This is a genomic window from Rhodopseudomonas sp. G2_2311 (assembly GCF_047501505.1).
Taxonomy (GTDB): domain Bacteria; phylum Pseudomonadota; class Alphaproteobacteria; order Rhizobiales; family Xanthobacteraceae; genus Rhodopseudomonas; species Rhodopseudomonas palustris_H.
Window position 1 is genome coordinate 226,964 of sequence record NZ_JAZDRK010000002.1, and the last position, 26,913, is coordinate 253,876.

At 65.0% G+C, this 26,913-nt stretch carries 31 protein-coding genes and 1 tRNA gene; 8 read left to right on the plus strand and 24 right to left on the minus strand.

Features of this window, described 5'->3' with window-relative positions:
* Positions 1-19 precede the first annotated feature (19 nt).
* The 3 genes from VRZ08_RS03980 (at position 20) to VRZ08_RS03990 (ending at position 1,494) form a co-directional block, all read left to right on the plus strand.
* Positions 20-340, plus strand: coding sequence for a YbaB/EbfC family nucleoid-associated protein (locus VRZ08_RS03980; protein WP_164634054.1), 321 nt, complete (start codon positions 20-22; stop codon positions 338-340).
* A gap of 103 nt (positions 341-443) precedes the next feature.
* On the plus strand, positions 444-1,046 hold the full coding sequence (gene recR / locus VRZ08_RS03985; protein ID WP_414531634.1) for a recombination mediator RecR: 603 nt from the start codon (positions 444-446) through the stop codon (positions 1,044-1,046).
* A gap of 19 nt (positions 1,047-1,065) precedes the next feature.
* Positions 1,066-1,494 carry a hypothetical protein gene (locus VRZ08_RS03990; protein ID WP_414531635.1) on the plus strand — a complete coding sequence of 143 codons (429 nt, stop codon included), beginning with the start codon at positions 1,066-1,068 and terminating at the stop codon, positions 1,492-1,494.
* A 16-nt stretch (positions 1,495-1,510) separates the two neighbouring features.
* Here the strand turns inward: VRZ08_RS03990 and VRZ08_RS03995 are convergent, their stop codons facing one another.
* Complete coding sequence (locus tag VRZ08_RS03995) at positions 1,511-2,887, minus strand: AmpG family muropeptide MFS transporter (protein WP_414531636.1); 1,377 nt, start codon at positions 2,885-2,887, stop codon at positions 1,511-1,513.
* A 199-nt stretch (positions 2,888-3,086) separates the two neighbouring features.
* A complete protein-coding gene (locus VRZ08_RS04000; RefSeq protein ID WP_414531828.1) occupies positions 3,087-4,289 on the minus strand; it encodes a DNA recombination protein RmuC in 1,203 nt (400 codons plus the stop codon).
* Between the two features lie 149 nt (positions 4,290-4,438).
* Here VRZ08_RS04000 and def point away from each other — a divergent pair, with 149 nt between their 5' ends.
* The 3 genes from def (at position 4,439) to truA (ending at position 6,831) form a co-directional block, all read left to right on the plus strand.
* Positions 4,439-4,966 (plus strand): peptide deformylase, encoded by a 528-nt coding sequence (gene def / locus VRZ08_RS04005; protein WP_263990463.1) that lies wholly within the window; start codon positions 4,439-4,441, stop codon positions 4,964-4,966.
* 78 nt (positions 4,967-5,044) lie between these two features.
* Positions 5,045-5,980, plus strand: a complete 936-nt coding sequence (fmt, locus tag VRZ08_RS04010; RefSeq protein ID WP_264054138.1) for a methionyl-tRNA formyltransferase — start codon at positions 5,045-5,047, stop codon at positions 5,978-5,980.
* 113 nt (positions 5,981-6,093) lie between these two features.
* On the plus strand, positions 6,094-6,831 hold the full coding sequence (gene truA / locus VRZ08_RS04015) for a tRNA pseudouridine(38-40) synthase TruA (protein ID WP_414531637.1): 738 nt from the start codon (positions 6,094-6,096) through the stop codon (positions 6,829-6,831).
* A 134-nt stretch (positions 6,832-6,965) separates the two neighbouring features.
* Here the strand turns inward: truA and dapE are convergent, their stop codons facing one another.
* From dapE to rpmH, 11 genes are all read right to left on the minus strand, one after another.
* Positions 6,966-8,129 (minus strand): succinyl-diaminopimelate desuccinylase, encoded by a 1,164-nt coding sequence (gene dapE, locus VRZ08_RS04020; protein WP_414531638.1) that lies wholly within the window; start codon positions 8,127-8,129, stop codon positions 6,966-6,968.
* Positions 8,129-8,602, minus strand: a complete 474-nt coding sequence (locus tag VRZ08_RS04025) for a DUF805 domain-containing protein (protein ID WP_414531639.1) — start codon at positions 8,600-8,602, stop codon at positions 8,129-8,131. The genes dapE and VRZ08_RS04025 overlap by 1 nt, the downstream gene beginning before the upstream one ends.
* An 18-nt stretch (positions 8,603-8,620) precedes the next feature.
* Positions 8,621-9,466, minus strand: a complete 846-nt coding sequence (gene dapD / locus VRZ08_RS04030) for a 2,3,4,5-tetrahydropyridine-2,6-dicarboxylate N-succinyltransferase (protein WP_414531640.1) — start codon at positions 9,464-9,466, stop codon at positions 8,621-8,623.
* A 150-nt stretch (positions 9,467-9,616) separates the two neighbouring features.
* Entirely contained in the window at positions 9,617-10,318 is a 702-nt protein-coding gene (locus VRZ08_RS04035; RefSeq protein WP_414531641.1) for a pyrimidine 5'-nucleotidase, read from the minus strand.
* The gene (locus tag VRZ08_RS04040; RefSeq protein ID WP_414531642.1) at positions 10,315-11,313 is read right to left on the minus strand and encodes a DUF1036 domain-containing protein; all 999 of its coding nucleotides are present in this window, start codon (positions 11,311-11,313) and stop codon (positions 10,315-10,317) included. Before VRZ08_RS04040 ends, VRZ08_RS04035 begins: the two co-directional genes overlap by 4 nt.
* Positions 11,314-11,420: 107 nt before the next feature.
* Positions 11,421-12,317: an acetylglutamate kinase gene (gene argB, locus VRZ08_RS04045; protein ID WP_107342826.1), complete on the minus strand. Its 897-nt coding sequence runs from the start codon at positions 12,315-12,317 to the stop codon at positions 11,421-11,423.
* Between the two features lie 124 nt (positions 12,318-12,441).
* Positions 12,442-12,810, minus strand: coding sequence for a DUF423 domain-containing protein (locus tag VRZ08_RS04050; protein ID WP_107354125.1), 369 nt, complete (start codon positions 12,808-12,810; stop codon positions 12,442-12,444).
* Positions 12,810-13,460, minus strand: coding sequence for a ribosome biogenesis GTP-binding protein YihA/YsxC (gene yihA / locus VRZ08_RS04055; RefSeq protein ID WP_107342828.1), 651 nt, complete (start codon positions 13,458-13,460; stop codon positions 12,810-12,812). The genes VRZ08_RS04050 and yihA overlap by 1 nt, the downstream gene beginning before the upstream one ends.
* Positions 13,461-13,542: 82 nt before the next feature.
* Entirely contained in the window at positions 13,543-15,408 is a 1,866-nt protein-coding gene (gene yidC / locus VRZ08_RS04060; protein ID WP_414531643.1) for a membrane protein insertase YidC, read from the minus strand.
* A 16-nt stretch (positions 15,409-15,424) separates the two neighbouring features.
* On the minus strand, positions 15,425-15,766 hold the full coding sequence (gene rnpA, locus VRZ08_RS04065; RefSeq protein ID WP_011156201.1) for a ribonuclease P protein component: 342 nt from the start codon (positions 15,764-15,766) through the stop codon (positions 15,425-15,427).
* 23 nt (positions 15,767-15,789) lie between these two features.
* Positions 15,790-15,924: a 50S ribosomal protein L34 gene (gene rpmH, locus VRZ08_RS04070; protein WP_006609582.1), complete on the minus strand. Its 135-nt coding sequence runs from the start codon at positions 15,922-15,924 to the stop codon at positions 15,790-15,792.
* 329 nt (positions 15,925-16,253) lie between these two features.
* Here rpmH and VRZ08_RS04075 point away from each other — a divergent pair, with 329 nt between their 5' ends.
* Entirely contained in the window at positions 16,254-17,732 is a 1,479-nt protein-coding gene (locus tag VRZ08_RS04075; protein ID WP_107354127.1) for a sensor histidine kinase, read from the plus strand.
* Positions 17,733-17,981: 249 nt separating this feature from the next.
* Positions 17,982-18,058 (plus strand) — tRNA-Arg (locus tag VRZ08_RS04080).
* 9 nt (positions 18,059-18,067) lie between these two features.
* On the opposite strand, the gene xerC is transcribed toward VRZ08_RS04080, so the two are convergent.
* The 11 genes from xerC to VRZ08_RS04135 form a co-directional block, all read right to left on the minus strand.
* A complete protein-coding gene (xerC, locus tag VRZ08_RS04085) occupies positions 18,068-19,213 on the minus strand; it encodes a site-specific integrase (RefSeq protein WP_414531644.1) in 1,146 nt (381 codons plus the stop codon).
* Entirely contained in the window at positions 19,200-19,397 is a 198-nt protein-coding gene (locus VRZ08_RS04090; protein WP_414531645.1) for a hypothetical protein, read from the minus strand. Before VRZ08_RS04090 ends, xerC begins: the two co-directional genes overlap by 14 nt.
* Positions 19,398-19,426: 29 nt before the next feature.
* A complete protein-coding gene (locus tag VRZ08_RS04095; protein WP_414531646.1) occupies positions 19,427-19,711 on the minus strand; it encodes a hypothetical protein in 285 nt (94 codons plus the stop codon).
* 32 nt (positions 19,712-19,743) lie between these two features.
* Positions 19,744-20,253 carry a hypothetical protein gene (locus VRZ08_RS04100; protein ID WP_264055050.1) on the minus strand — a complete coding sequence of 170 codons (510 nt, stop codon included), beginning with the start codon at positions 20,251-20,253 and terminating at the stop codon, positions 19,744-19,746.
* Between the two features lie 173 nt (positions 20,254-20,426).
* Complete coding sequence (locus VRZ08_RS04105; RefSeq protein WP_414531647.1) at positions 20,427-20,963, minus strand: hypothetical protein; 537 nt, start codon at positions 20,961-20,963, stop codon at positions 20,427-20,429.
* Between the two features lie 149 nt (positions 20,964-21,112).
* Entirely contained in the window at positions 21,113-21,328 is a 216-nt protein-coding gene (locus VRZ08_RS04110) for a hypothetical protein (protein WP_414531648.1), read from the minus strand.
* A 477-nt stretch (positions 21,329-21,805) separates the two neighbouring features.
* On the minus strand, positions 21,806-22,153 hold the full coding sequence (locus VRZ08_RS04115) for a hypothetical protein (RefSeq protein ID WP_414531649.1): 348 nt from the start codon (positions 22,151-22,153) through the stop codon (positions 21,806-21,808).
* A gap of 126 nt (positions 22,154-22,279) precedes the next feature.
* A complete protein-coding gene (locus VRZ08_RS04120; protein ID WP_414531650.1) occupies positions 22,280-24,085 on the minus strand; it encodes a phage terminase large subunit family protein in 1,806 nt (601 codons plus the stop codon).
* Entirely contained in the window at positions 24,078-24,479 is a 402-nt protein-coding gene (locus VRZ08_RS04125) for a DNA packaging protein (RefSeq protein ID WP_414531651.1), read from the minus strand. The genes VRZ08_RS04120 and VRZ08_RS04125 overlap by 8 nt, the downstream gene beginning before the upstream one ends.
* 215 nt (positions 24,480-24,694) lie before the next feature.
* Positions 24,695-24,997, minus strand: a complete 303-nt coding sequence (locus VRZ08_RS04130) for a hypothetical protein (RefSeq protein WP_414531652.1) — start codon at positions 24,995-24,997, stop codon at positions 24,695-24,697.
* A gap of 12 nt (positions 24,998-25,009) precedes the next feature.
* Entirely contained in the window at positions 25,010-26,905 is a 1,896-nt protein-coding gene (locus VRZ08_RS04135) for a phage tail tape measure protein (RefSeq protein WP_414531653.1), read from the minus strand.
* Between the last annotated feature and the right edge of the window lie 8 nt (positions 26,906-26,913).

Below are 26,913 nucleotides of genomic sequence, written 5' to 3' on the forward strand. Positions count from 1 at the left end.
ATCTGAAAGGAAACCGATCATGGCTGACTTTCTCGGCATGATGAAACAGGCTGCCCAGCTGCAGTCGAAGATGAAGGCGATGCAGGCCGAGCTCGACCAGATCGAGGTTGAGGGCCTGTCGGGCGGCGGCCTCGTCAAGGTGCGGATGAGTGCTAAGATGGAGGTGCGCGGTATCTCGATCGATCCGTCGCTGATCAAGCCCGACGAGCGCGAAGTGCTCGAAGATCTGCTGGTGGCGGCGCATGGCGACGCCCATCGCAAGGCGGAAGCCGCGATGCAGGAGAAGATGCAGGCGCTGACCGGCGGCCTCGGCCTGCCGCCCGGGCTCGGCCTGGGCTAGTCTTTCTCGCCTTTCGATTCGCGCCTTAGACGCCCGTCTCGGCAATGAGAGTGGCGAAGCGTTGCGTCGTCGCGTCTGATCAACCCACGGAGACGGAGTCCCGATGGCCGGTGCCGCAGGCCCCGAGATCGAACGTCTGATCCAGTTGCTGGCGCGGCTGCCCGGATTGGGACCGCGCTCGGCGCGGCGCGCCGCGTTGCATCTGATCAAGAAGCGCGACGCGCTGATGGCGCCGCTTGCCTCGGCCTTGCAGGTCGCGATCGACAAGATCGAAGTCTGCAGCACCTGCGGCAACATCGACTCGCAGAACCCGTGCACGGTTTGCACCGATCCCCGGCGCGATTCCTCGATCATCGTGGTGGTGGCCGACGTTGCGGATTTGTGGGCGCTCGAACGCGCCTCCGCCACAAACGGCCGGTACCACGTTCTGGGGGCCACGCTCTCGCCGCTCGACGGCGTCGGCCCCGAGGATCTGACGATCGATGCGTTGGTGAAGCGTGCGCATGATGCCGGCGTCGCCGAGATCATTCTGGCGCTCAACGCCACCGTCGATGGCCAGACCACCGCACATTACGTCACCGACCTCTTGCAGGACGCCAACGTCAAAGTGACCCGGCTCGCCCATGGCGTGCCGGTCGGTGGCGAACTCGACTATCTCGACGAAGGGACGCTGTCGGCGGCGATGCGACAGCGCACTTTGTTCTGACTCAACCGGATTGGACCTGATGACTCAGCCACGCTTCACGCTTCCGACGATTGCCGCGCTCGCCCTGACGCTCGTTGCCTCCGGGGTGTCCGCGCAAGATGCGCAGCAGGGCGGGACGCAGGCGGCGTTGCCGAAGCCGACCGCGCTTCGCGTCGGCGATGTGCTCAGCGGTGAACTCAATGCGCTGAAGACCCGGGCCAAGGGCAAGAACGGGCCGGTGTATCAGCTCGTCAGCGAGCCGCGCCGGCTGCCGGCGCCGGCAGGCTTGTGCAATCTCGAGAATGGGCCGGAGACCTTCCAGATCGTGCCGGCCGACGATACCCAGGCGTCGCAGCTGAAGACGCACCGCGGCAAGCAGGTTGCGCTGAAGATCGAGTCGGTCAGTTGCGCCAACGAGCCCGGCCAGATGAGTGAAGCCGTGGTGACCAAGTGGAGCCTGCTGAAGTAATCGGCGGGACGATCCGTCAGACCTTCACCGGACCGAGCGCCGCGAAATGGCCGCGGCGCTGCAGCCACGCCAGCAGCAACAGGCTCGGGATCGCGACCGCGACACAGATCGCGAAGAACGCCGGCCATCCGGTCGCCTTGGCCACATAGCCTGCCCCCGACGACAGATAAGTCCGCCCGACCGCAGCGAGCGCGGTCAGCAAGGCGTATTGGGTGGCGGTGTGCAGCGGGTTCTTACACAGCGCCGACAGATACGCGACGAAGATCACCGTGCCGATCGCGCTGGTGAAGTTCTCGGCGCTGATCGCCAGCGCCAGCGCCCATTGATCGACACCGACAACGGCGAGCCACGAGAACGACAGGTTGGCGACCGCCTGCAGCAGGCCGCCGATCCACAGGCTGGCGGCCAGCGAATAACGCCGCGCCACGAAGCCGCCCGCAAAGCCGCCGACCAGCGTTGCGGCCAGTCCGACGCCTTTGACGATTGCCGCATAGTCGTTGCGCGTGAAGCCGAGGTCGATCACGAACGGCGCCGTCATGGTGCCGGAGAACGCGTCGGTGAATTTGAACAGCACCACGAAAGCCAGCGCCGCGAACGCGTCCTTGCGGCCAAGGAATTCGGAGAACGCACCGATCGCCGCCTGGGTGACGCGGCGGAACGCGCTCTCGCCGCTGGTTGCAGCTTCGGCCCGCGCCGACTGTTCCGGTTCGGTGGCGAGCAGCGCCGTGACGGTGCCGATCAGCACCATCGCGGCCATCGTCACGTAGCCCCACATCCAGGATTCCAGCCGGGTCTGCCCGGTGGATTCGTAGGCGCTGACCAGGAACAGCGCGCCGGCAGTCGAGACCAGCATGCCGATGCGATACGCCGCCACATAGGCGGCCATGCCGGCGGCCTGTTCTTGTTCCGGCAGGCTTTCGACCCTGAAGGCATCGACCACGATGTCCTGGGTGGCCGACGTGGTGGCGACCAGCAGCGCGCCGATCGCGACGTAGAGCGGCGACTTCGCCGGGTCCGCGAATGCCAGCACCAGGATGGCGGCGATCAGCAGCAGCTGGGCGAACACCAGCCAGCCGCGGCGCCGGCCGAACGTCCGGGTGAACAGCGGCACGTGCAGCGCGTCGACCAGCGGAGCCCAGATGAATTTCAGCGTGTAGGGCGTGCCGACCAGCGCGAACAGCCCGATGGTGCCGAGATCGACGCCGGATTCCCGCATCCACACCAGCAACGTCGAACCGGACAGCGCCAGTGGCAGGCCGGAGGAGAAGCCGAGAAACAGCACCACCAGCACCCGCGGCTGCAAATACACCGCCATCGCCTCGCTCCAGCTCGGCTTGGTGACGGCTACTTGCGACGGCGCCTGGGGATTCGACGCGGGATCGGGAGCATTCATGCGTGGTTGGTAGCAGATTCGACGGAAGCCGGGCATCAAAGTCCATCATCGCCCGGCTTGTCCGGGCGAACCAGTACTCACCGTGATTTGTGTGAAGCACGAGGCCATGCTGGACCATGTCGCCGCTGAGCCACGAAGGCTCTGGGATACTGGGCCGCCCGCATTTGCGGGCGATGACGGCGGGTTGCGTGGCGCGGCCTCAGCTCGGCGCGACTTCGTCAATCTTGAAGGCGCGCGAGGCGAACAGATCGGCGCGGTCCGGGGCGAGCGGCGCTTCGGGTGTAGGAGCCGCTGAAGGGGTGGCGGCTTGGTCGCTGAAGTCCAGTTCCTCGATCCGAGCAGCGCGGCGCTCGATTTTGTCGGCGGAGATCAGGATCTGGCGGACGTCGTCGGTGACCTGGCCGAAATGGGTCTGCAGTTTGGTAACGCGCTCGCGCAAGCGCGCCAGATCGTCACCGAGACTGAGCACCTCGGTGCGGATCTGATCGGCGGCGTCGCGCATCCGCGCGTCTTTGAGGATCTGCTGCATCACCTGGATCGCCAGCATCAGCAGCGACGGCGACACCAGCACGACGCGGGCTCGGTAGGCCTTCTGGATCACGTCGTCGAAGCCGTCGTGGATCTCCGCATAGACCGACTCCGACGGCACGAACATCAGCGCGGTGTCCTGGGTCTCGCCCGGGATCAGGTATTTGGACGCGATGTCGTCGACATGGCGCATCACGTCGGTGCGCAGCCGCTGCGCGGCGGCTTTCTTGGCTTCTTCGGTGGTCGCTTCGCGCAGCGCCGTCACCGCTTCCAGCGGAAACTTGGCGTCGATGCACAGTGGCCGCTGATCCGGCAGCAGCACCACGCAGTCCGGCCGCTTGCCGGTCGACAGCGTGTATTGGAACGCGAACGAGCCCTTTGGCAGCCCGTCCTGCACGATCGTTTCCATCCGCGCTTGGCCGAACGCGCCGCGTGCCTGCTTGTTGGCGAGCACGTCGCGCAGGGTCGTCACCTGGTCGGTCAATTCGGTGAGGTTGTCATGGGCACGGTCAATGATGCCGAGCCGCTCGTGCAGCGCCTGCAGGCTCTGCATGGTGTAGCGGGTCGACTGGGTCAGCGACTGGCCGAACCGGTGGGTGACGCTGTCGAGCCGTTCGCTCATCGCCCGGGCCATCTCGGCCTGACGGCCGGCAAGCGCCCGGCCCATCGCATCGACCCGGCCGTTGGCCTCGTGCTGGGCCCGCATCAACACCGCCAGCCGCTGATCGATCTCCGCGGTCCGCCGCGCGGCGCTGCCGCGGGCCACCAGGACGGCGATGATCGCGAGCAGGGCCAGCGCGAGTGCGGCAAAAGCTGCGCCGGCCATGCCGAGGCTGACCGGCACTTCGCCGAGCCTGAACAGAATCTGGTCCATCGCCGCCGGTGTAGCAGATTGCACAGCCATCAAGAACGAAGATAGAACACGACGCTGAACAGACCTTTAAGGCAGGCCGCGCCGAAAGTGGCAGAAGCTCCGGTCGGTCCCGGATTGACCGCAACGTCGGCGCCGCTTAAATCGCCGCCATGGCCCTACGCGAAATCATCATTCTGCCCGACAAACGGCTGCGCGAGATCTCCAAGCCCGTCACCGAGGTGACGACCGAGATCCGCAAGCTCGCCGACGACATGTTCGAGAGCATGTACGACGCTCCCGGAATCGGGCTGGCGGCGATCCAGATCGCCGAGCCGGTGCGGCTGATCACAATGGATATCGTCCGCAAGGAAGGCGACGGCAAAAGCGATCCGCGTGCCTTCATCAATCCGGAGATCATCGGCGCCTCGTCGGACATGAACGTGTATGAGGAGGGCTGCCTGTCGATCCCGGAATACTACGCCGAGGTCGAACGGCCCAAGACGGTCCGGATCCGCTACACCGACCTCGACGGCAACGTGAAGGAAGAGGACGCGGACGGTCTGTTCGCGACCTGCATCCAGCACGAGATCGATCATCTCAACGGCGTGCTGTTCGTCGATCACCTGTCGAAGCTGAAGCGCGCGATGGTGATCCGCAAGTTCGAGAAGGCTGCCAAGCGCGGCATCAAATACGTCTGAGCGCTCGCGCAGGTGATCGGCCGACGCGTTGCGACGCTCGGCCCTCCGTCGCCCAGACCTATCCGGGACTCTGACGCCATGCCGCTTCGCCTCGTCTTCATGGGAACGCCCGAGTTCGCGGTACCGACGCTGCTGGCGCTGGCGGCTCATGGCCACGACATCGCCGCGGTTTATACGCGCGAGCCCAAGCCGGCCGGTCGGGGCATGAAGCTGCAGGAGACGCCGGTGGCGCTCGCCGCGCACCGGCTGCAGGCGCCCGTGCTGACCCCCAAGACGCTGCGCACCGATGAGGCGCTGGCGAACTTCCGCGCCCACGAGGCGGATGCGGCCGTCGTCGTCGCTTATGGCATGATCCTGCCGCAGGCGATTCTCGATGCGCCCGAGCTCGGCTGCTACAATTTGCATGGCTCGCTGCTGCCGCGCTGGCGCGGCGCCGCACCGCTCAATCGCGCCATCATGGCCGGCGACGCCGAGACCGGCGTAATGGTGATGAAGATGGACGCCGGGCTGGACACCGGCGATGTCGCGATGGCCGAGCGTATCGCCATTACCGACGCCATGACGGTCACCGACGTGCACGATCAGCTCGCCCGGCTCGGCGCCGATCTGATGGTGCGGGCGATGGCGGCGCTAGAGCGCGGCGGGCTGCAGCTCACCAAACAAAGCGAAGACGGGGTCACCTACGCGGCCAAGATCGACAAGGCCGAAGCCAAGATCGATTTCGCCAAGCCAGCGCGCGCGGTGCTGCGCCACATCCACGGCCTGTCGCCGTTTCCGGGCGCGTGGTGCGAACTGCCGATCGAAGGTCAGCCGGTCCGGATCAAGGTGCTGCGCTGCGCGCTCGCCGAGGGGCGTGGAACGCCGGGCGAAGTGATCGGCGACGATCTCACGATTGCTTGTGGCGACGGCGCGATCCGAATCGCGCAATTGCAGCGCGCCGGCAAGCAGCCGATGACCGCCGAGGACTTCCTGCGCGGCACGCCGATCGCGAAGGGCGTGCGGGTGGTTGGCTGAGCCTATTGCGCAACGTCATGCGCGGGCTTGACCCGCACATCCATCCTCGAAACAAATCTCATCTTGAACGATGGATTGCCGGGTCAAGCCCGGCAATGACACCAAATAGGGTCATGCCCCGCTACAAACTCACCATCGAATATGACGGCGCGCCGTTTTGTGGCTGGCAGTTGCAGCCGGCGCTGCCATCAGTGCAGGGCGCGCTGGAGGCTGCGGCACTGGCGACCTGCGGTGAGGTCGTGCGGGTGCATGGCGCTGGTCGTACCGATGCCGGGGTCCATGCGCTGGGGCAAGTCGCGCATGTCGATATTCCGAAGCCGTTCCGAGCCGACAAGCTCCGCGACGCGCTGAACGCCCATCTGCGTCCCAACCCGGTTGCTGTGCTGGCGGCCGAAATTGTGCCGGACACATTCGAAGCGCGGTTCTCGGCCGTGCGGCGGCACTATCGCTATCGCATCGCCAACCGCCGCTCCAACCTGGCGCTCGACATCGGCAAGGTGTGGCGGGTGCCGAAGCCGCTCGATACCGACGCGATGCACCGTGCTGCGCAGGTGCTGATCGGCAAGCACGACTTCACCACCTTCCGCGATACCGAGTGCCAGGCGGCTTCGCCTGAGAAGACGCTCGACGTGCTCGACGTGATCCGCGATGGCGATGCGGTCGATATCGTCACCAATGCCCGCTCCTACCTGCACAGCCAGGTCCGCTCGATGGTCGGCTCGCTGGTGTGGGTCGGCGAAGGCCGCTGGACCGTCGATGATCTCGCCGCCGCGCTCGCCGCGCGTAAGCGCTCCGCCTGCGGCCCGGTCGCGCCGCCGGAGGGGTTGTATCTGATGCAGGTGGATTACTAAGCCACATGGCCGTCATTCCGGGGCGCGCGTAGCGCGAAGCCGGAATCCCGATGTTGTAGCGAACGTAACGGTGCCCTGAATCTCGGGATTCCGGTTTCGCGAGCTGTGCTCGCACCCCGGAACGACGGGGAGAGTCAGGAGAAATATCTCTCCAGCACGCCGCGGTAGATCGCGGTCAGCTTGTCGAGATCGCTGACCGGCGTGCGTTCGTCGATCTGGTGCATGGTCTGGCCGACCAGGCCGAATTCCACAACCGGGCAGTACTTGGCGATGAATCGTGCGTCCGAGGTGCCGCCGCCGGTGTTGAGATCGGGGTTGCTGCCGGTCAACTCGGCGATCGCGGCACCGACCAGATCGGTGAAGGCGCCGGGCTTGGTGACGAACACGTCGGCATTGGACGGCAGCCACTCGATCCGGGCGCGGATGCGATTGCCGCACGCAGCCGCCAGCCGCTGTTCGACCAGCGTCTTCAGCGTCTCCTGGGTGTGGTGATCGTTGAAGCGAATGTTGAACTTGGCGCGCGCCTGTGCCGGGATCACGTTAGTGGCGGTGTTGCCGACATCGACCGAGGTGAATTCCAGGTTCGACGGCTGAAACTGTGCCGAGCCATGGTCGAGCGGCTCGTCGTTCAGCGCGGTAATCAGCCTGGCGATATCCGGCACCGGATTGGCGGCGCGGTGCGGATAGGCGACGTGGCCCTGTGTGCCATCGACGATCAGTACGCCGGATTGCGAGCCGCGGCGGCCGATCTTGATGGTGTCGCCGATCGCCTCGACATTGCTCGGTTCGCCGACGATGCAGTGATCGAATTGTTCGCCGCGCTCGGCGGCCCATCGCAGCAGCTTGACGGTGCCGTTGACCGCGACGTCTTCCTCGTCGCCGGTGATCAGGAACGAGATCGAGCCCTTTGGCTTGCCGCCGATCGCCGCCAGATAGTCCAGCGTCGCCGCCACCGCGCAGGCGATGCCGCCCTTCATGTCGACCGCACCGCGGCCGTACAGCAGGCCGTCCGCCACGTCGCCGGCGAATGCGCCGTGAGTCCAGGCGCTGGCTTCACCTGGCGGCACCACATCGGTGTGCCCGGCGAAGCAAAGATGCGGCGCGCCGTCGCCGATCCGCGCATACAGATTGTCGATGTCGGCGGTGCCCGGCTCCGAGAAGGTGACGCGATGCACGGTGAACCCTGCGCCCTTGAGCAGCGTCTCCAACACATCGAGTGCGCCGGCGTCCGCCGGAGTTACCGAGGGGCAGCGCAGCAGGTCTTGGGCGATCGAAAGCGCAGTCGGAGTCAAGGTCATCAGGTCAGCGTGCCTTGCGGCTCCAGAGGATCCGGGCCGTATTGATTAGGACCGCGGGTGCCGCGCAGGCAGCCGAGTTCGACGAAGCCCCAGATCGCGATGCCGAGCCCGATCAATGCCAGCACCAGGCTGACGGGGCTGTCCTCCATGGTCTGGTTGGAGCCGCCTAGCAGACTTGGGCCGAACCAGAACAGCAGGATCCACCAGCCGCTCTTGTCGCGGTCGTGCAGCCGTTTGATGCCGGTGGCCAGGCCCGACCAGGTGCCGGCAAGGCCGAGTGCGATCGCGATCAACCAGATCAGCAGCGCATCGCCGGCGAAGCGAAACAGCTGCTCGGGATCGACGCCGCCGAGCCAGGCGATGGCCAACACGGTGAACACCATCCAGGCTGCGACGTAGATCAGTCCGACCAGCCAGTACTTGGCGCGATTGATCCGACCTCGAGGGCTGAAGAACAGCGTGGTCCAGTCCATTCGCGCCTCCTACAGGTGTCAGTCCCGCAGCAATTCGTTGATCGAGGTCTTGGAGCGGGTGCGCTCGTCGACGCGCTTGACGATCACCGCGCAGGCGGTGGCCGGGCCGGGGGCGCCGTTCTTCATCGGCTTGCCGGGCAGGGTGCCGGGCACCAGCACGGCATATTCCGGCACTTCGCCGACGAAGACTTCGCCGGTCTCGCGGTCGACGATCTTGGTCGAGGCGCCGAGGAAAACGCCCATCGCCAGCACCGCACCCTTGCGGACGATCACGCCTTCGGCAACTTCTGAGCGGGCGCCGATGAAGCAGTCGTCCTCGATGATCACCGGGCCGGCCTGTAGCGGCTCGAGCACGCCGCCGATGCCGGCGCCGCCGGAGATGTGGACGCGCTTGCCGATTTGGGCGCAGGAGCCGACCGTCGCCCAGGTGTCGACCATCGTGCTTTCATCGACGTAAGCGCCGAGATTGACGAAGGACGGCATCAGCACCGCGTTCTTGGCGATAAAGGCGGAGCGGCGCACGATTGCGCCCGGCACTGCGCGGAAGCCGGCTTCGCGGAAGCGGTTCTCACCCCAGCCCGCGAACTTCGACGGCACCTTGTCCCACCAGTTGGCACCGCCGGGGCCGCCGGCGATCACGCCCATGTCGTTGAGCCGGAACGACAGCAGCACTGCTTTCTTCAGCCACTGATTGACCGTCCAGGCGCCGGACTCGTCGCGCTGCGCCACCCGCACCTTGCCCTGGTCGAGCAGATCGAGCGCGTCCTCGACGGCCTGACGAATCTCGCCCTGCGTCGCCGCGGTGACGGTGTCGCGCGCGTCGAAAGCGGCGTTGATGGTAGATTCCAGGGCGGTGAGCGGCATCGACGGGTCCTTGGGAGGCTGATTTCAGGGAGAGTTTTGCGGAGTGTTGTCCGGATTCGCCCAGAGAGAGTCAAGGCTGGGCGAGGATCGCTGGATCGGGGACGGCCGACCGCAGACGCTCAGCAATTTTCGGGGAGGCGCTGTGGCGCCTTACTTCGAGGGGCTCAGCTTTCCCAAGAACCCTGTCAAATCATCGGTCACGTGATCGACGTGGGCGGCGTCGCGGCCTTCGAGCTCCCAGTCTTCGCGGACCACATCCTGGCTGTCGTCAGGCACCACCAGCACGGTGGTCATGCCGAGCTGGTGCGGTACGGTGAGGTTGCGGGCGAGGTCTTCGAACATCGCTGCGCGGGCCGGGTCGACGCCGTGGCGGTCGAGAAAGCGTCGGTAGGTCTGCGGCGCCGGCTTCGGCTCGAGGTCGGCCGCAATGATGTCGAACACCGCCTCGAAATGATGGCCGATGCCGAGCCGTTCCAGCACCTTGCCGGCATGGGCGGTCGAGCCGTTGGTTAGGATCAGCTTGCGGCCCGGCAGTCGCTCGATCGCATCGCCCATTGCCGGATTCGGCAGCAGCGGTGAGTGGTCGATGGCGTGGACGTAAGCCAAGTAGTCGTCGGCATGGACGCCATGCTCGGTCATCATCCCGCGCATCGTGGTGCCGTAGCGCTTGTAGTAGTCTTTCTGGATGCGAAAGGCTTCTTCCGGCGACACTTTCAGCCAGTTGGCGACGAAGTCGCGAATCCGCGCATCGACCTGCTGCCATAGGTTGAGGTGATGCGGGTACAGCGTGTTGTCGAGATCGAACACCCAGGTCTCGACGTGATCGAAGCCGCGTTTGCCGAGTTGCATCATGGGGCGGACAACCTCAATGTCTTGCCGCTACTGAGATCGACGGCCGCGAAGCCGGTGGCGGCGAGGCCGCGCGCCGCGCAATCGCCTTGCTCGCCGATCTCGAACTTGCTGTCACGCGTGCACAGCGTCACGCCGCCGCCCCAGTTCAGCGCTCGGCCCTTGATGGTGACCGGCCGGCCGCTGCCGTCGACCGCTTCGGCGAAACTGAACACCCGCTTCGGCTGTGCGCTGAGGTCGGGACGCAGGCATTGGCCGGGCGCGACGCCGTACCAGCCGCGGCTGGTGATGGTCTTGCCGTCGTCTTCGCCGACGGCCGCCATGATCTTGTACTTGGTGTCGTTGCACCAGGTCAGTCCGCTGCCGGACGGCTGCTGCACGGCCTTGATCATCACGTCGAAGAAATCCGGCGCATCGACGATCTCGGGCTTCAGGCCTCGGCTCTTGAGGAAGGCGGACAGCGCGGCCTGCGTCTTCGGGCCGTCGACGCCGTCGATCGGCGAGGCGTCGTAACCGGCGATCACCAGCAGCCGCTGGATCGCAGCGAGCTTCGCCTGTTCGTCGTCGTAGCCGGAGTCTTCGGCCAGATATGCGATCTTGTTGCCGTCCTCGGTGTCGGTCGGCTTGATCTCGGTGAAGGCGGCGAGCGTCTGGCCGCCGCGGCATTGCCGCGCGGCGGCGATGACGAAATTGTCCTCGGCGATGCACAGCCGGTCGGTGCCGTTCTGCGGCAGCGGCGAGACGCCGTACACCGGCAGCGCGCGGGCATTCAGCATGATGCGGTCGGCATTGAGCGCGCCTTGCACCACGACCCGGCACTGCGCCGGATCGATCCGCAACCAGCCGCGCGAGGCGGTGGTGCCGTTGGAATCGACCCCGATCGCCGTCTCGACCACATAGCTCATGCGGTTGCAGAGCTTGAGGTCGGCGTGGGCGGCGGAGGTGAGGGCGAGGGTGGTGACAATGGCGCCGAGGGCGCGCGATCTCCACCCCGTCATGCCCGGCCTTGTGCCGGGCATCCACGTCTTGCTGAGAAAACCGCCAGAAAGACGTGGATGGCCGGGACGAGCCCGGCCATGACGGATGTTGTCGCCGCAGCTCCGCATCACTTGTGGATCAGCGTGCCGGTGCCCTGGTTGGTGAACAGTTCGAGCAGCACCGCGTGCGGGACTTTGCCGTCGAGGATGACGACGCCCTCGACGCCCTGTTCGAGCGCGTAGATGCAGGTCTCGACCTTGGGGATCATGCCGCCCGAGATGGTGCCGTCCGCGATCAGCTTCCGGGCATCCTTGATCGACAGTTCGGGGATCAGCTTCTTGTTCTGGTCGAGCACGCCCGGCACGTCGGTCAGCAGCAGCAGGCGCTTGGCCCGCAGCGCACCGGCAACCGCACCGGCGAAGGTGTCGGCGTTGACGTTGAAGGTCTGGCCCGACGCGGAGGTCGCGAGCGGCGCCAGCACCGGGATCAGCTCGTGGCCGATCAGCTGGTTGAGCAAGGTCAGGTCGACCTTCTCCGGCTCGCCGACGAAACCGAGGTCGATCACCTCTTCGATCCGCGAATCCGGATCGACCATGGTCCGCGTCGCCTTGGTGGCGGACACCATGTTGCCGTCCTTGCCGCAAAGTCCGACGGCCTTGCCGCCGGCCTCGTTGATGTAGCCGACGAGCTGCTTGTTGATCGAGCCGGCCAGCACCATCTCGACGATCTCGATGGTGGCGGCATCGGTGATGCGCAGCCCCGCAGCGAATTCCGACTTGATGCCGAGGCGCTTGAGCATCTGCGCGATCTGCGGGCCGCCGCCATGCACCACCACCGGGTTCACGGCGGTCTGCTCGAGCAGCACGATGTCGCGCGCGAATGCCTTGGCGGTGTCCTCGGCACCCATGGCATGACCGCCGTATTTGATGACGATGGTTTCTTCGTCGTAGCGCTGCATATGCGGCAGCGCTTCGGACAGAATCCGGGCCTGATCGAGCGGGCTGATGACGGGCACGTCGGTCATGAAGCGGTCTTTCGAGCTGAAGGGACGATCTGAACGAGCAATTCCGGGGCCGTTGCGGCGGGACAGATCGCTAGCACTTCGGCGCGGCCGATCCTAGGGGCGGAATCCGCCGCCCGGGCTCGCGCTAGCGACGTGGCCACAGCGCGGCGACCGCGAGCAGGAGCCAGCTTCCGATCAGCACCGAGCCACCGGTCGGCGCCGCCATCGGAAACAGGCCGTGGCCGGTGAACTGCAGCAGCGTCAGCGCTCCGGCGAACAGCGCGGTGCCGAGCACAAAGCCGAAGGTCGCCGCCAGCCCGGCAATCCGGTGGGCGATGCCGCGCTCGACCAGCAGCACGGCCGCCGAAATCGCGCAGGCATGAAACAGCAGCATCGAAGAGGCCGGACCGAGCCGGCTGGCATCCGGCAGATGTGCGCTCGCCGCCGCCAGGGCGACGCCTGCAGCGCCGTACAGCCCGGCGATCACGATCGGCAGGCGGAGCAGGGCGTTCATCACCGCCGCTCGTCGAGCAGGCGGATCATCGCCGCCCGCAGCTCCGGCATTCCGGCGCCGGTGCGCGAGGAGGTGGTGAGCACTTCCGGGAAGGCGGCAGGGTGCTTCGCCAGCGCCGCGAGGGTTGCGGTCACCCGCTCGGCGAGCTCGGCGGCTTTGACCTGATCGGCCTTGGTCAGCACGATCTGGTAGCTCACCGCGGCCTTATCGAGCGTCTTCAGGATGTCGAGGTCGACGTCCTTCAGCCCGTGGCGGCCGTCGATCAGCACATAGACCCGCGCCAGCGTGGCGCGGCCCTGCAGGAAGTGGTGGATCAGCGAGGTCCAGGACGCGACCTTGGCCTTCGAGGCGGCGGCGTAGCCGTAGCCCGGCATGTCGACCAGCCGCAGTCCGGCATTCGGCGGGCCTTCGAAGAAGATCAGTTCCTGAGTCCGGCCCGGGGTGTGGGAGGTTCGGGCCAGGGCGTTGCGGCCGGTGAGCGCGTTGATCAGGCTCGACTTGCCGACATTGGAGCGGCCCGCGAAGGCGACCTCGACACTGCCCATCGGGGGCAGCGTTTCGATCGACGGCGACGCCCAGATGAAATGCCAGTCGCCGGCAAACATCTTGCGGCCGCGTTCGATCAAGTCGGGATCGATGGCGTCGGTCATGCGGCGAGAGTCCAGGAGTGGCGCAAATGTGCGCCCGGCAGGGTCGTCATTCCGGGGCGGGTGCCCCGGAATGACGTGAAGGTCAGGTCGTCTTCTTTTTCTTGCTGAAGGTCGATCTCAGATTGTCCAAGAGCTCTACCTTCACGCCGTTGCGCTGCATGATGAAGGCCTGCTGCGCCACCGACAGAGTGTTGTTCCAGGCCCAGTAGATCACCAGACCGGCCGGGAAGTGCGCCAGCATGAAGGTGAATATCACCGGCATCCAGGCGAAGATCATCTGCTGGGTCGGATCCGGCGGCTGCGGGTTCAGCTTCATCTGGAACCACATTGTGAAGCCCATCACCAGCGGCCAGGCGCCAAGCACCAGATAGTGGCCGAGCACCGGGATCGCGGTCGGATCGTAGGGGATCAGGCCGAACAGGTTGAAGATGTTGGTCGGATCCGGCGCCGACAGGTCGTGAATCCAGCCAAAGAACGGCGCGTGCCGCATTTCGATGGTGACGAACAGAACCTTGTACAGCGAGAAGAACACCGGGATCTGCAGCAGGATCGGAAGACATCCGGCGACCGGATTGATCTTCTCCTTGCGGTAGATCTCCATCATTTCCTGCTGCTGCTTCACCTTGTCGTCGGGGTGGCGCTCCTTGAGCGCGGCAAGCTGCGGCTGGATCGCCTTCATCTTCGCCATCGAGGCGTAGGACTTGTTGGCGAGCGGCAGGAACAGCAGCTTGACCAGCACCGTCACCAGCAGAATGGCGACGCCGAAATTCCCGACCAGGTGGAAGAAGAAGTCCAGCGCCAGGAACATCGGCTTAGTGATGAAGTAGAACCAGCCCCAGTCGATCAGCAGATCGAAGTGGTTCAGGCCGAGCTGGCGATCGTAGCCGCCAAGACCGGCGAACGGGAAGTTGATGCCGACCACCCGCGCTTCCTTGGCGCCGGCGAACAGCCGGGCGTTGGCGGTGACGGTGCCGCCGATCGGAACGGTGCGGGCGTCTTCGAGATAGTCGGTCTGGTAGGTGGTGACGTTGCCGACCTTGTTGGCCGAGAACCGCGCCTGGAGCTGAGCGCTGGTGTCGGGCAGCAGCGCCGAGGCCCAGTACTTGTCGGTGATACCGAGCCAGCCGTTGGTCGCCTTGAAGCCGACCGACTTGGCTTCGTCGATCTTGCTGTAGCTGTATTCCTGCAGGCCCTGGTCGCCGAGATAGCCGATCAGGCCTTCGTGCAGGATGTAATAGCCTTCGACATGCGGGGTGCCGTGGCGCGAGATCAGCGCGAACGGATACAGCGTCACCGGAGCGCCACCGGTGTTGGTGACGTCGTCCTTGACGGTGAACAGAAAACGGTCGTCGACGGCGATCTGGCGGCGGAAGGTGAGGCCCTCACCGTTGTCCCATTTCAGCGTGATCGGAGTGGCCGGGGTCAGGGCGCCGGTGCCTTCCTGCTCCCACACCGTGTTGTGGTCCGGCAGCTTGACGCTGGCGCCGGCGGCGCCGACCCACCCGAATTCGGCATAATACGGACGGGCGCTGCCCGACGGCGAGAACAGCTCGATCGGCGGCGACTTCGGATCGACCGTCTCGCGATATTGCGTCAGCGACAGATCATCGATCCGGGCGCCCTTCAGCGCGATCGAACCGGACAGACGGGGCGTTTCGACCTTGATGCGCGGCCCAGCAGCGAGTGCGGCTTCGCGGCTGACGGTCGGGGCGGCGGCCGGCTGCGGGCTGGCCGGAGCGGCGCCCGGCGCGCCGGGCGAAGCCGGCGTCGTGCTTGGCTGCGCCGCACCCGGCGTCTGAGTTTCGGCCTGCTGCTTGGCGGCCTGCTGCTGCGCCTGCTGGGCGGCGCGCTGCTTTTCCATCTGTGGGATGTTGAAGAAGTACTGCCAGCCGAGCAGCACGAGGCCCGACAGAACGACGGCGAGGATGGTGTTGCGATTGTCGGACATCGTCGGGTCTCGTCACTCACGCGGGTTTGGGAGAGCGCCGCGCCACCCGCTCGAGCGCGGTGCGCAGATCGCCGAGCATGACGGCAAAGTCGCGGCTCAGCGCCGCACGGCGTCCGACCAGCACATAGTCGCTGTGCGGCAGCAGAAAACCGCGATCCGTCCGCTTCACCAATTCGCGCAGTCTGCGTCGAATTCGATTGCGTTCGGTCGCGGTGCCGATTTTCTTGGTGACGGTAAAGCCGACCCGGATCGGGCCCTGGTCTTCGCGGCGCAGGCTCTGCAGCACGAAGGCAGGTCCGTTGATCCGCAGCCCGCCGGCAACGGCGATGAAATCCGCCCGCTGCCGTAACCGCTCCATCAACAGGTCCCGGGCAAGCCCGATCAGGCGCTCAGACGCTTGCGTCCGCGGGCGCGGCGCGCCGCCAGCACCTTGCGGCCACCGGTGGTGGCGAGACGGGCACGAAAGCCGTGACGGCGCTTGCGCACCAGTTTGCTGGGTTGATAAGTCCGCTTCACGGGTCGTTCTCCGTCGCCGGGTCAGTTATTCATAAGTGGTGGGTAAGCCCGAAGATGTCGGCTCACGAATGAGCCGGATGCAGCCCAATAATGAACCGCCCCGGGCAGAGCCGGGCCATCGCGGACAGTTGGCGCGGCTTATACGGGAGCGTCCTGTTCTCGTCAATTGCACCCCGCACTGCTTTGGACGTGTCGAAACCGCGCGCTCATCTTCACGAATGAGGAAACGGTAATTTGACCTGCTTCTGGCAAAGGAGCATCTTGACATTAAATATTGTCACGATTCCGGCCCGACAGGGCGGTGAGGAGCGGGCCGAGGGCGACAATCGGTGCAGGCAGCGGACAAACAGCCGGAGACGCACGCGTGGCGGCGCGGCCTGGAGCCTAAAATTGGGCTGTCCGGCAAGCTGCTGCTGTTGACGATTCCGCTGATTCTGATCGCCGAAATCCTGATCTACGTGCCGTCGATCGCCAACTATCGGCTGAACCGGCTGAACGACCGCCTCGCCGCCGCCAACACCGCGGCGCTGGTGCTCGATGCGTCGCCGTCCGGGCGGGTGCCCGATTCCCTCGCGCAGCAAATTCTCGACTCGATCGAAGCGCGGGCGGTGGCGATCAAGATGGGCCAGCAGCGGCGCTTGCTCGCCAGCTCGAACCTGCCGACCAAGATCGACCACGTCGTCGACATGCGGAACGTCACGCCGTGGGGCGCGATCCTGGATTCTTTCGTGGTGATGCTCGAAAGCGGCAACCCGACGATCCGCGTGGTCGGCCCGGCCGAGGGCAATGCCGAATTCATCGAAGTGGTGATCGACGCCGCGCCGCTGCGCAATGCGATGTATCGGTTCTCCAGCAATCTGCTGCTGGTGTCGCTGACCATCACCAGCCTGACCACGGCGCTGATCTATCTGGCGCTGCATTTCCTGTTCGTGCGGCCGATGCGGCGCCTGACCGCCAACATGGTCAATTTCCGCCGCGATCCGGAAAGCCCGGCCTCGATCGTGGTGCCCGGCCCGCGCGGCGACGAAATCGGCCTTGCCGAGCGCGAATTGTCGGACATGCAGCGCGACCTGGTGTCGATGCTGCATCAGAAGAGCCGTCTGGCTGCGCTCGGCTTGGCGGTGTCGAAGATCAACCACGACCTGCGCAACCTGCTGGCGTCGTCGCAACTTCTGTCGGATCAGCTCTCAAGCGTGCCGGATCCGCGGGTGCAGCGGTTCGCGCCAAAACTGGTGCGCTCGCTGGAGCGCGCGATCGCGTTCTGCCAATCGACGCTGTCGTATGGCCGCGCCCAGGAAGCGGCGCCGGACCGCCGCAGCATCCTGATCGAGCCGCTGGTCAACGACGTCCGCGAAACCGCAGGGCTCGCCGACGATGCGTCGGTCACCTGGGTCAGCGCGATCGAGCGCGGTTTGACCATCGATGCCGACCCGGATCAGCTGTTCCGCGTGCTGCTCAATCTGGTGCGCAACGCCGCCCAGGCGCTGGAAGGCCAGCCGCGCAACGACGCCAACCTGCAGCAGATCCGCATCACCGGCCGCCGGGAAGGCTCGGTGACGGTGCTCGAGGTGTCGGATACCGGCCCCGGCGTGCCGCAGAAGGCGCGCGATCACCTGTTTGAGGCGTTCCACGGCTCGGTTCGCGCTGGCGGTTCGGGCCTCGGCCTCGCCATTGCGGCCGAGCTGGTGCGGGCCCATGGCGGCGAGATCAAGCTGGTGGAGGGCACGATCGGCGCCACCTTCCGGATCTCGATCCCCGACCGCCCGGTCGATCTGCACAGCCTGCGCAGCGAACGCGCGCGCGCCTAACTCTCTACAATTGAAGATTTTTCGAGCCCAGTGGCCGTCCACGCGGGCACGCGTTGGCATGGTCGCAGGCTGCCTTTGCCGCTGACAATCCCCAAGACGGCCGCAGCGTCGTCAATCCGTAAGAAAAGAGCAGCCGGGGCGCTTGCCAATCCGAACCGGAGCCGCTAGCTATGGCGGCCTTCGCAGCGCTTCGCCGCTGCGGAACGCCAGCGGCTCCAGGCCTTAACGCCCAGCGAGCCCGCGGCAGACGCGCCCGTAGCTCAGCTGGATAGAGCACCAGACTACGAATCTGGGGGTCAGAGGTTCGAATCCTTTCGGGCGCGCCATTCAAGCCATTATTTTCCATTGGCTTTTCCCTTCTTCGCGGGTTTTGCGGCGACGCGAGTTTGCAGCCGGTTTGCAAATTTCGTTCTCGGTGAGTTCTCGAACTTGGCGATAGCGCCTTCGGCCAGCGCCCTGGTGCGGGCGAGGTATCGCTCGAGGATTTCGTGGATCCGCTTCAGCGAATGCCCGGTGATGGTGGCGATCTCCTGAGGCGTACAGCCGGCTTCCGACAGCATCGTCACAGCCGTTCCGCGCAGGTCGTGGAAGTGCAGGCCCGTCGGGTCGCTGCCGTCGATCACCACAGCGTCGAGCCCGGCCGCCTTGGTGGCGATCTCCCACTGCCGGGCGAAATAGCGTTTCTGGAATGCCTTGCCGGTCTTGGTCGCTAGGATCAGCGGCGACACCCGCTTCAATTTCGACAGCATCGCGCGCAGCGCCCTGGTGCAGGGCACCCGCACCGCCGCCGCGCGCCGGCCGGCGCGGTTGTTCTTCGCCGGACGCACTGTCACCGCCTTGCCGTCGTAGGCCGACCACGGCATGCGCAGGATGTCGCCCTGCCGCTGCCCGGTGTGCAGAGCGATGATCAGCGCGCGCTGCAGCTCCACCGGTGCCACCTTCATGAAGGCGTCAACGTGTTCGGGCAGCCAGATGATTTCGGCTCGATTGGAGTGATACAGCCGGCGGAATCCTTTGACGTGGTTGCTGAGCAGGTGGCCGCGCTCAACTGCCCAGGTCAGCATTGCCGAGACGATCGACAGCCGGTTGTCGGCCTCGCGCGCGCCCGACGCGCGCGAGACCTTCTCTCGCCAATCGAGGAAATCGCGGCGGACGCGAGGATCTTCCAGCGCCGCCATCGGCATGTCGCCGAACTCGACTTCGACCGTCGTCAACATCCGGCGATAGTCGGCTTGCGTGCTGGCCGCCAGCGCGGCGAACTCATCCGAGCCGGTGTACTTGCGGATCAGGCTATTCAGCCGGCCGGCGTGGTAGTCGACGATCAGCTTTTCTGCTTCGGCGAAGTCGATCATGAATTCGGGCGAGCCCGGCTCGCCACGCAGCGGGCGCTTGGTCTTGCGGTGATACCAGTAGCGTCGCTCGCGCGGCGTCCCGCGGTGCTTGTAGGTACAGAAGACGCCCTTGAGATTAGCGCGCACCACGGCCGCTTCTCCATTCGTCCAGCGGTGAGCCGGCCGCGACGATAGGCCGATCGGTTTCGGCCTTGATGATGATCTTGCCGCCGGGCGTGATCTCGACGCTCTCGACCTTGATGCCTGCTGCCATCGCGCCCTTGACGGCTCGCGACACGTCGCCTTGCTTGAAGGTCTGTTGCAGCCGTGCCATTGCAGCGGTCCCTGGCGTTCGTTTCGGCCTTAGTTCAACGCCGCCACGGCGGCGCTGGTGGTGTCGAAATCTCCGGGCGCGCGATCGGCGGCGTGTCCATGAAGCGGACCAAGTTTCTGCGCGGCCCATCGGTCAAGCTCGGCGAGCGGGTACAGCGCGGTGCGGTTGACGCGATGGAATCGGGGGCCGCCGCCGCGGCTGGCGTATTTCTTCAGTGTCGTCGCCGCGCAGCGCAGGCCATAGCGTTCCCGCAGGTAAGCCGCCGCGCTGGCGCGGCGGAGGTTCTGTTTGTCGGAGTGCTTGGTACTATCCACAGGTCAAACCTCTGGTAAGGAGGAAGCGCGAGCTAAGCGTCCGCCTCTTCCTTGGCCGCAATCTCTTCGAACGCAGCGTCCACCCTTTCGGAAAGTCGATCGAGGCTCACGACGAAAGAGACAGTTTTGTGCGGGTCAGTGATCACGCGAAGTAGGTCGCTCTCGCGAACGACGTCGGAGCGATAGTGCCCAGGCGGCAACGCAACGCGGGTGCATTCATCATCCGTCGGAGCTGGCGAGCCTCTTTCAGTCGCCGGGATAATCAGACCGATCTCTCCTCGCGAGATCACAAGGAAAGCGCGCTCTCCTCTGAACCTGTGGAGGAACCGAATATCCCGATGGATGGCAGCGGCGTCGATCCCGGCGTCCACCAGTTCGACGAGCACCAGGAGTTTCAGCGCGTCGTCTTTGGTAAGCTCTCGGGCCCGGCCGGGGACGCCAGCTTCGGAGGGCTTGAAGTAGCCACGACTGATCCACTGTTCCGGGCGGGTAGCGTTGAAGCCGAGCGCGTAACAGAGAGGGCGAAGGCGAACGGTGTCCATGATCTCGAATCTCCGACATTGTGTCGGAGTAACCTTCCGATAGCTCTGACGAACTGTCAACAGAGATTTGACCATCGGGGCCGGGCTACTCGCATGAGCGACCGGCGGCACGCTAGGTAAATTATCGTAAAATGGCAGCGCGGCCCCGATTTGAAGCCGCGCCACCGCCCGGCTCAGGTGAAGAACGGAGCCGCGCTGATCGCGCGGTCGGGGTGTGACAACAGATCCACAGCGTCGACGCCGACCGCGCCGGCCAGCGACGGCGTCAAGGCTTCGATGACACGAATCACCGCCCCAACTTCCGGATTGAGGGCGGCCGCCTCTTCCATCGACTCCCCGGCGCGTCCGGAAAATTCATGCAGCGAAAGTAACAGCAGCGCACCGGTCTGATTGATCGAGGCAGGCAGTGCATCGATTTCGTGTTCGAAGTCCAAGACCGCGCGGATGATCGGGCGCACCGCGGCCTCATATGCAGCCCAGGCGGCGTCGATCACCGCCGGCGTGGCGCCTTCTGCTCTAGCGGTGGCGCGGGCGGCGGAGAGCAATTCCTGAACCTTTCCAGCCAACGCCCGCCGCCGGATCCACAGATCGTCGAGAACGATCTCGGATTCGGTCAACGGCCGGCTGCCGTCGGCGGCGATCGACGGCGTGGCGGCGATGGCGGCAACGGGGACGGCGGTGGCGGCAACGGCGGCAATGGCGGTGGTCATCAGGGTTCTCCTCGAAACGCTTTCACAAGCCGCAGCGGACGCGCTGGGCACGCTCATCGTGTCCGACGGCCGAGCGTCCGTCGCGGATGGAATTAACCCGTGGTTAACCACGGAAGGGACGGCGCGGGGCTGATCCATGACGCATCCCTCTAGACCGCTGCCGCGCGCGGCGTCGGATGTGGATCGGCCAGCGGCGTCACATCGGCGAGCGCAGCGAGAAAAGCGAGGTTGCGGGCTACGGCTGCTTTCGGGATGCGCAGCACGATCGCGATGTGCGAATCGTCCTCGGCGACAATCCGGGCTTCGGTAGCTAAGTAACTGTTAACGCCGCGCAGCGGCGGGCACATTGGGTGATGAAGGGTCATTGGTGGTGCTCTGGTCTGAGGGCTTGTCACGGCCCTTGCGCAGCGGATCAGCCGCTGCAGCCGGGGGGTGACAACGTGCCAGAGCGACACGCCGAGCGCTTTTAAGGGTTGCCCCTCTGGACAGCACGCCCGACCCCGGCCAAAATGGCAGGGTTCGGAGCCGCACCGCCAAGTGCGTCCGTCGAGGCCACGCCAAGTTGGCGAACCTCATTCAGCCGTCACCCCCGACGCCAATCGGGAGCATCCTGACCAAGGATGTGCGGCTATAGCTCTGGTCCGGGTTGTCACGCCCACGGACACGCTGCCACTGATTTGCTTAAAAATCCATCCCCACCTTGGGGGCGCCTCGGCACGCGGTGAATCTCTCAACCAAATCGCTAGACTTCGCCACGGTGCTCGATTCGAGCCGCAATGTGGAGCATGGTCATGAGCCACCCAAACTACAACCGCACGCACGTGCCGAGCGGGACGATGATTTCAGGAAGCCCCGATGGTTACTTGACCGTTGGCGACATCCGAGACGCGATCGCGCACCTTCCAGACGACGCCGAGGTGGTCTTTGGACCGTGCAGCCACGGTCAACCTCAGCAGTTCGGCAGGTTCAAGAAGCGCGGTGAGAAGCTGCTCTCGATTGAATTCAGTTAGGCGATACTCCAGATGCGAGCGCTTGGAGTTTTGCTTGCTCTCCTTGCTCTGGCCGGATGGTGGTACGAGCCATTGGTGTACGAGCGCTTCGAAGTCAAGGTGCTGTCCGGCTATGGTGATAAGCCATTGATGATCTCCCGGACCTGCATTTTCTTCTCTGGGCACTCGCTGGTCGAGCATCACCTCACGGGTGAGTATCAGTACAGCTGTCCAAGGCGGCGAGGTCAAATTGCGATTGGATCGACTGGCCTTCTCGTTGACTAATCGTAGCTGCGTTGGTGCGAACACCGACGTGCCAATTTGGCCTCACCCATCAATCCAACTCGACCTGATCACCCGCGGTCGCATTGCCGGAGCCAATGCGAGTTCGGGGCTGCGCAGCGCCTCGGCGCGCGCGGCCCAATTGATGTTGAGCAGATACCGCGCCGCCACCCCATAGACGACGCAATCCAGCGCCTCGGCGCGCCGGCCGGGGATGCGTTCGAATCGCCGCGTCGGCTGCCCGCGTGAGTAGCGGATGATCGCGCGCTCGCTGCAGAGCTGCTCGTACCAGCTCGCCGGCAGCGTGTCCGAGAACCGTATCGCGCCATTGCCGCCGGTCAGCTTGGCGGTGATGTGGTCCTTGATCGGATCGACGCCGACGATGAAGAGCATCCCGCCGCGGGCCTTGCTCGACGAAGAACGTTCGATGAATGGCCGCCGGAAGCCGCCGTCACCCTTGATCGCGAAGATCTTCCGCGCGGCGCGAGGAAAGCAGAACTTGTAAACCTGCTCCATTGTTTCGCCGTCGCCAGAATCGATCGCCGTCGCGTCGATCCCGATCGTGCCGCCGAGCGGGTGCGGAAAACGCCTCTTCAGAAGGTCGTCGAGTTCTGCCCAGGTCGAGTCGTCCTCTGGACGCCCCCAGATCACGAACGCACCGAGCGCCAGCATTGGGCCAGCTTCAGTCCAACCGAGTAACGTGACTTCGAGCCGATCGCGCTGCACGTCGACACCGGCAGTGATCGCCAGCACCTCTTCGGGCATCGCCTCGCAACCGAAGGGCTCTGCCCGCTTCGCCAGGGCTTCGTCGTCGATCTCCTCGCCGCCATCGACGCGGAAGCCTTCCGCCAAGATGGTGTTCACAAACACCTGCAGCGTGGTGCGATCGCTCTTCGCCGCGACAAATTCTGTAGCCAGCTTCCCCCAGCTCGCGTTCGGCAGCAGCGACACCAGCGCGTTGAGCCGAAAGCCGGCGTGGCCGATCACCTCCGGCGCGGTCGCGCGCCAGGCGCCGCCGTTCACCATCTCTAGCTTGTGTCGTTCGGATACGACACAGCCGCACGATGGGCAGACGTAGTAAGCCTCAGCCGGCCGGCCCTCGGGCCATTGGATGTCGCTCCAAACGATTTCGTGCGGCGCGCGGCAATCGAAACACGGCGTCTCGAATATCCGCCGATCGCTGAGCGAGTAGCTCCGCAGAATATAGCTGGTGCCTTCGAAGGTCGGCGTCGAGCCGATCACAATCTTACGGTCGGCGAACGACAGGGTGCGCTTTTCTGCCAGCGCGATCGGCGGACCTTCGGCGGTCACTTCCATTCCGTCAGCTTCATCGACCAGCAGCACCCGCGCGGTGTGCCGGCGAAGATTGCGCGGCGCTTTGGCGGCGACAATCTTAAGCGAGCCGCCAGGGAAGCGACGGGACAGGATGGTGTTGCGGCCAGACTCGTCCTTTGCTTCGCCGAGCGCATCGGCGAGCACCGGCGAGGCCGAGAAAATCGGTTCGATCTCCGAAACCATGTAGTCCCGGCAATCAGCCTCGGTCGGCAGCAGCGCCAGGATGGGCGCCGGGTCGTTCGCGACGAAGGCGCCGAGCGCGCCGGTGAGAAGCGTTGTAAACCCCACGCGCACCGGCTTGACCAGCGTCACCCGCTCGATCGCGGGATCTCCGATCGCGTCGGCAATCTCGCGTTGGAAGGGCCAGAGCTGCACCAGGCCCGGCAACGACGATACGCCGTGCGGCAGGTAAATGTTATGCTCAACCCAGTCGGACAGCGTCAGCCGCGGCGGCGGCCGCAGCGATTCGAGCGCGCGGCGCTCCACTTCCTCGAGCGTGTCGCAGGCGTCAAGCATCGGCCGGCCCCGCCATTTCCTCGAGCGCGGCGCGCAGCTCGCTATCGATCGCCGCGACATCCTGAGCCGAGAGGTTCGGGCAGGCCTGCCGCACCCGCGACGGCACCGCGAGGATCTTCGAGCGCAACCGCCGCAGCACGTCCGCCCACCGCGCCTCGACCTCGCTCGCCTTCACGTATTCGCGGCGCAGGATCTGGTTCTTCAGCGCCGCGTTATCCGCTTGCTCGCGCAGCAGCCGGTCGCGATGGCTTTCCTTATTCCGGCTGCCCAGCGGCAGTTCGGCCTGGCGCTGCGCCACGCTGCGACGCTGGTCTATATTCTCCTGAACCCAAAGCTTTCCGCGGGCGACGTCGATCTTACCGTTCACCTCGACAGGCAAGCCGTCCTTGATCATCTGCGACACGCGACCGGGCGAGACGCCGATCAGGCTTGCGAACCCGCTCTTGCTCAGCTCCCGCGGCGGCCCGATCGGCCGATCAGTATCGAGCGCAGCCCCCACCATCATCACCGCCACCTCGCAACCGACGGCCGGGGCGTTGCAGCACCCCGGCCGTCCTATCGCGCCGCGGTTTCATCCGCCGTCGGCGCAAATTGACCGCAGCTGCTCGCCTACGATCCGTACGCGTTAATCTGTTGTTCGATCAGGTCGATCTCGTCTTGGATAAATTGCTCAATGCGCAGTTGCCGCAGCGCCACGTCCGGATCAGCAGTCTCGGACTCATCGACCGCCGACACGATTGCTTTTGTGCTGCGCAGCGCTCGAATCACGTCGCGGGGGGACACGTTCATTCCAGCGATCAGAAATCCGACCGCTACACATGAGACGACGGAGGCCGCAGCAGCTCTATCTTCAAGCAAAGCCAACCGCTTTGTCAGAGCATCCACGCGTGATGATAGTTCATCGATCGACATAGGGAGACTCCATCACCACCCGCCCGTCGCACCCGATCCACCAGGCGCTACGTCGGGGGACGAACGGCCCTTTGAGCCAGGGCCGTTAGGACTGTTTCCGCGAAGAGGGACCTTCGCGACCTCAGATTTGACAATGTCCCGCACCTCAGCGCGGAACAGCTCCGTATTGAGCTTGAGATCGACGTTGACCTTGTTAGTTACTGTCGCTTCTCCGGTCACGTTCACGTCGCGAGGCGCTGTGCGAGCGGGAAGGTCAAGGATGTTGTTTTCCCAAGGCCGCTCCTTGCGCGGGTCTGACCGGGGCAGCGGCACACCCGGGCGAACGTCCTTCGACTGCTGCTTCGCCGCCTCTGCCTCAGCCCGTTTTCGCAGCTCCTCCTGCGCCGCCTTGAACGCTTCGATCTCCTTCTCGGACATGATCGGCGGGAGATCTTGCGGAGACGCCGCCGACATCGCTCCACGAATGCCGAATAATTCCAACCTCAAAGCTTCGAGTAGCTTCTCGCGATCGGCACCAGGGTGCCCATTCAGGCGTTCCCAAATCGTTGGATCTTTCGACCCATCGAGAGACTCGTAGAACTTGATTTTCCCCTCAAGCGCCAACGCCTGCCACTTCAGGGCGGTGCGTCGTTCAACGTCCGCACGGATTCGATTGCGTTCCTCCTCCGGCTTGTTCTTATAATCGACCGCCTCATCGATTACTTTTGCGACCTTATCCATCCCCTTCGACGCACCAGCCGCATCCAGGCCCCGGCCGGCGGCCTCCCAAAGGCGGTCAAAGCTTTCGGACAACCTGTTGATCGCCGTTTGAGGACGATCCATCGCACGTTCGAAATCCTTCATCGCCGAGCCGGCCGACTTGCCAAGCTTTTCGGTGACCTCCTTCATCAGGTCGCGATATTGAAGCAGCGACAGAACTGCGCGCCGGGCCTCTTTGTCGCCGAACAACTGAGGGATCTTCGACAGATCACCTTTGGTGGCCTTCTCAGTCATTTCGAGAAGAACGTCGATCAGGTCCCGCCCCGACTTCCGCGCCTTATCCATCTGCGCGCGGATGTCGATACCGAATTTCTTAAACTTGTTTTGCGTCTCATCGGTCTCCATCTTGCCCAGCAAGTCGGAGAAAGATGACGCCGCCTCCTCAGTCGTTCCAGATCCTGCACGAATCGTCTGCAGCACGGCGACGATACGCTTCAAGCCTGCCTCGCCCTTGAGCCCGATCGCAGCAGCTTGCGGGGCCATCGACGCCATGTAGCGGGCCATATCCTTGAGTTCGAACTTTCCGGCCTTGCCACCAGTCACCAGAACGTCGAACGCGGTTTGCATCTTGTCGGTTGAAATTCCGAGTGCCTGGTTGAGCGCCAGCGTAGTCGTGGCCATGTCGCTGACTTCGGCGCCTGCAGCCTGCGCAGTCTGCACGATCGCCGGCAGCGCCGGCATTGCCTGCGGCAGATCCATGCCGCCGGCAACCAGGCTTTCGAGGCCACTGGTAACCTCATTGAACGATTTGCCCGAGGCGAAGGCGAGATCACGCACCGACTTATTGAGCTTGCCGATCTGTTCATCCGTCGCATCGGCGGTGATGCCGATCCGGGTTAGCGCCATGTCGGTTTCAGCGAAGCGCTTGACCGACTTGACGCCACCATAAGCGACGGCCGCCGGCGCCAGCACGCGCGAGGCAGCGCCGACAGCTAAGCGCCCTGCCGCAAGCCCAGCCGCACCACCGACGCGCGCGCTTGCCGAGGCGGCCCGCTCGGAGGCCGCCGCGACGCTTCCCGCCGCCGCGACCCGACTACTCGCCCGCGTGGCAACACTGGAAAGGCGTTCCAGCTTCCGGGCAATCGCATCGAACACACCGCCAGACTTGTCCGCGGCGCTGATGATTGCCTTAGCCTCGATTACTTTCATCGCGCTGC